This window comes from Amycolatopsis sp. NPDC114504 (assembly GCF_055633595.1).
Genome location: NZ_JBVKDU010000009.1, coordinates 1 through 4271 on the forward strand (window position 1 = coordinate 1; position 4271 = coordinate 4271).

At 70.8% G+C, this 4271-nt stretch carries 3 protein-coding genes; 2 read left to right on the forward strand and 1 reads right to left on the reverse strand.

The window, feature by feature from the left end:
- On the reverse strand, positions 1-519 hold a 519-nt coding region (locus tag ACZ7PG_RS51120; protein WP_470246520.1), incomplete at its 3' end, for a CHAP domain-containing protein.
- Between the two features lie 138 nt (positions 520-657).
- Here ACZ7PG_RS51120 and ACZ7PG_RS51125 point away from each other — a divergent pair.
- Positions 658-3672 carry an AfsR/SARP family transcriptional regulator gene (locus tag ACZ7PG_RS51125; RefSeq protein WP_470246521.1) on the forward strand — a complete coding sequence of 1005 codons (3015 nt, stop codon included), beginning with the start codon at positions 658-660 and terminating at the stop codon, positions 3670-3672.
- A partial coding sequence (locus ACZ7PG_RS51130; RefSeq protein WP_470246522.1) for a glucosaminidase domain-containing protein occupies positions 3669-4271 on the forward strand: 603 nt, incomplete at its 3' end. The genes ACZ7PG_RS51125 and ACZ7PG_RS51130, both read left to right, overlap by 4 nt.

The window sequence follows — 4271 nt, forward strand, 5'->3', positions numbered from 1 at the left end:
CACCGTGTCCTCGACGCCGACTGGGCGGACATACCGCACGCTGCCCCAGTCGGTGGCCCGGTGCCAGTCGTGGAACAGGACGCTGCCGGGAGAGGCGCCCTCGTTGCCGCCGACCGTCTGCACCATGCCGTCGGCGCGCACGCCGACCACCAGGTTGACGTGCTCGGCCCAGCTGACCCCGTCGTAGTTGTAGACGACGGCGTCCCCGACGTGCGGCTCCCCGGTCGTCGTCCCGCGCTGCTGGCCGTACGCCGCGACGCTCGCCGCAGCCGGGCCGACGCCCGTGGTATCGATCCCGGCAGTGTCCCAGACCCACTTGACGAAGTCGGAACACCACGCGTCCGGGTCGCAATGCCAGCCACCGGTCGAGCAGCCCTTGCCGAGCTGCCCCTGCGCGATCCCGGTGATGTCCTGGCCGGTGGCCGCGGCCGCTTCGGCGCCGCCGAACGGCACACTCACCAGCATGGCCAGCGCCGCCCCGGCCAGTGTCGTGGCCACCTGTCTCGGCTTGGTCCTCATCTTCACCCCATCGTTCGGTGGCGGATCCCCTCCGCCGGTCGAACCCAGACTGGTGTTCCGGTCTCCGAAAAACCTGTGAACGTGTCTTGAGATGTCCCGAATGTCCGGGAATGCTGATCAGGAGCATGGGGGGTTCGAATGCGGGTGCTGCTGCTCGGTCCTGTCCAGGTCGAGTCGGAGGGGCGCCAGTTGAGCCTGGGTGGTCCCAAGCCGCGCGGACTGCTGGCCGTGCTCGCCGCGAACGCCGGGCAGGTCGTTTCGCTCGACCGGCTGGTCGACACGCTGTGGGACGACGTCGTGGCGGTCGACGCCCGTGGCGCGGTCTACACCTACGTGTCGACGCTGCGGCGAGAACTCGGCGACGTGCTCGTCCGCTCGGCGGGCGGCTACCTGCTGGACCTGCCGCCCGACGCCATCGACGTCACGTGCTTCGTACGGCACGCGGCTGAAGCGCGCCGCGCCGCCGAGGCCGGTGATCACGCGACCGCCGCGAAAAAGCTCAGAGCCTGTCTCCAGCTGTGGCGCGGCGCGCCGCTCACGGGCGTTCAGGGCAGGTGGGCGGAATCGGAGCGGGCGCGGCTGACCGAGCAGCGCCTGATGGCGATCGAAGATCGGATCGGCGCCGAGCTCGCGCTCGGCTGGGGCAACCGGCTCGTCGGCGAGATCACTGCTCTGAATACGGAGCACCCGTTCAGGGAGCGGTTGCACGCCCACCGCGTGACTGCGCTGACCCAGTCCGGCCGCCGCGGTGAAGCCCTCGAGCACTTCCGCCGGGTGCGGTGCGAACTGGCCGACGAACTGGGCATCGATCCCGGTCCGGAGCTGACGGACGCCCACGAGAACGCCCTGCACGCGGAGGCCCGGCCGAGCGAGCCGTTGCCCGCGCCCGCGCAGCTCCCGGCCGACGTCGCCGACTTCACCGGACGCGCCGACGACGTCCGCGCGCTGATCGCCATGCTGACCGACCGGCCGGGCGCCGCGGTGCGGGTCTGCGCGGTCTCCGGGCAGCCGGGCGCCGGCAAGAGCACCCTGGCCAGTCACGTCGCGCACCGGCTCCGCGGCGATTTTCCGGACGGCCAGCTCTACGCGGTGCTCTCGGGTACTCGGCCGGTGATCGCTGACCCGGCCGAGGTGCTGGGCGGGTTCCTGCGCGCGCTCGGCGTGCCCGACACGTCGATCCCACCGGCCGTCGAAGACCGCGCCACGCGGTTCCGGTCGGAGCTGGCCGGGCGGAAGGTACTGGTGGTGCTCGACGACGCCGCGCACGAACAACAGGTCCGGTTGTTGCTCCCGGGTGCCCCGGGGTGCGCGGTGCTGGTCACCAGCCGGAACAAGCTCAGCGCACTGGAGGGCGCCCGCAGGCGTGACCTGCAGGTGCTGCCGGATGCGGAAGCGCTCCGGTTGCTGGACGTCGTCGTCGGGGACGGACGTGTCGGCGGGGAACCGGCGGCGGCCGCGGAGATCGTCCGGCTGTGCGGCAGGCTCCCGCTTGCCGTGCGGATCGCGGGCGCGCGCCTGGCGGCGCGAAGACACTGGTCGCTGGCCAAGCTGGCGGCGCGGCTCCGCATCGAACGCAGTGTGCTCGCCGAGCTGGCGATCGGCGACCTCGAGGTGCGAGGCAGTCTTGCGCTGAGCTACCAGAGCCTCGCGGAAGCGGAACGGACAGCGCTGCGTCGCCTGGGCTTCCTGGCGGTGCCGTCGTTCGCTCCCTGGCTGCTGGCGCCCTTGCTGGACTGCCCGGTGCCCGAAGCCGATGACGTCCTCGAACGGCTGGTGGACAGCAGGCTCGTCGACGTCGTTTCCGGTGACCGGTACGTGCTCCACGATCTGACGCGGGCGTTCGGCCGGGAGCGCGCCCTGGCTGACGAGCCGCTCGCGGACCTGAAGGCCGCGGTCGCCCGGGTCGGCGAGGTCTACCTCACGGTGGTGCAGCGCGCCTCGACGCTGCTCCCCAACGCCGTGCGGCTGCCGGCGCCGCCACTGCCGGCCGGCTGCCGGCTGGACCAGCCCCTGCTCGACGAGCTGCTCGCCGAACCGGACCGGTGGTTCGACTGGGAGCAGAACGGACTGGTCGCGGTAGTCGAACTGGCCTGCGAACTGGACCTGTCCAGGCTCGCGGCCGGACTCGCGGCGGCGCTGAGTTCGTCGTCGTTCGCGCTGAACAACCAGTTCACCCTCTGGTGGCGAACCCATCAGGCGGCGCTCGCCGCCGCCCAGCGAACCGGCGACCGCGGGGCCGAGGGGCAGCTGCTCTGCGGCCTCGGCTGGCTGCGCTACGAACAGGACCGGCTGGACGAGGCCGCCGACTACTACCGGCAGGCGCTGAACGCGTGGATCAGCGACGGTGACCTGCAGCGCCAGACCACCACCCGGCTCGAGCTCAGCCGGGTGTACCGGGAACAGGGCGAACTCCAGGCCGCGGCGGCACTCCTGGCCGACGCGATCCCGGTCCTCGAGCTGATGAACAACCCGGACGCCCTGGCCCGCGCCTACCACGCGGCCGGCCTCACCCACACCGAACTCGGCGATCTCGACGCCGCGCTCGACACCTGCGAGAAGGCGATGAACTGCTACGCCGAGGCGGGCCAGGAGCACGGGGTCGCGCTGGTGCTCCGCTCGACGAGCCTGGTCCACCGGGCCGCGGGCAGGCTCGACCAGGCCACCGCCCCCGGCGAGCGTGCACTGGAGATCTTCGCGTCCGTCGGGGACCGGCTGATGACCGCGTACGCGACGCAGTCACTCGCGAAGATCCGGATCAGGCAGGGCTTGGGTGCCACCGAGCGACGGAGGCTGTCGGAAAGCCTCGAGATCTGCCACGACATGCAGGACGGCTTCGGCCAAGCCCTGATCCTGCGAACGCTCGGTGAGCTGGAGCTGGCCGCGGGCGATCCCGAGGCGGCAAAGCCGATGCTGAAGCGCGCGCTGGAGTGGTGGGATGCGCTGGGCCTGCCGTTGTGGCGGGCTCGAACTCTCCGCGACCTGTCCGTGGTCTTGGCCCTGGAAGGTGATGGCGTGGGCTCCGACCGGGCGTGGACCGAAGCACGCGAGCTGTTCGAACGGCACCACAGCCGGGAGGTGGGAGAGCCCCGGCCGGTACCTCAAAAGCCGTCCAAAGGTTTTTCGGATGTCGGCTCGCCACGATCGTCCTCATGACCAGGACCTTCCGGCGGTTGATGACCACCACCGCACTCGTGATCGCAAGCCAGTTCGCAGGCGGTGTCGCGCTCGCGGCGCCGCCTCCCGACGTGATCGCCGACGCGGCGCGTGAAGGGGCCGTCACCCCCTCGCCCATGTCGGCTGCCAGTGCCGAAGACTTCATCAACGCCGCGGGCCCGGCGGCGCAGCGCGGGCAGGCCGACTACGGCGTCCCCGCCTCGGTGACGGTGGCGCAGGCCATCCAGGAATCGAACTGGGGCCAGGCGGCGCCGGGGAACAACCACTTCGGCATCAAGTGCTTCAACGGCCCCGGCCCGATCGCCAACGGCTGCCAGGACCTGCCGACGCACGAGTGCTGCCCGGACCATGTGGTGATCGCGTCGTTCCGGACGTACGCGTCCATGGAGGACTCGTTCCGCGACCACGGGCTGTTCCTGCGAGAGAACTCGCGCTACGCCAACGCGTTCAACTTCACGAACAACCCGGACCAGTTCATCCGCGAAGTGCACAAAGCGGGATATGCCACCGACCCGAACTACGCGAACTCGATCATCAACTTGATGAGCACCTACGACCTTTACCGCTTCAACACGGTT

Excerpts from the sequence above, each read along its gene's own strand:
- ACZ7PG_RS51125 (WP_470246521.1), top strand. The coding sequence starts at position 658 with ATGCGGGTGCTGCTGCTCGGTCCTGTCCAGGTCGAGTCGGAGGGGCGC.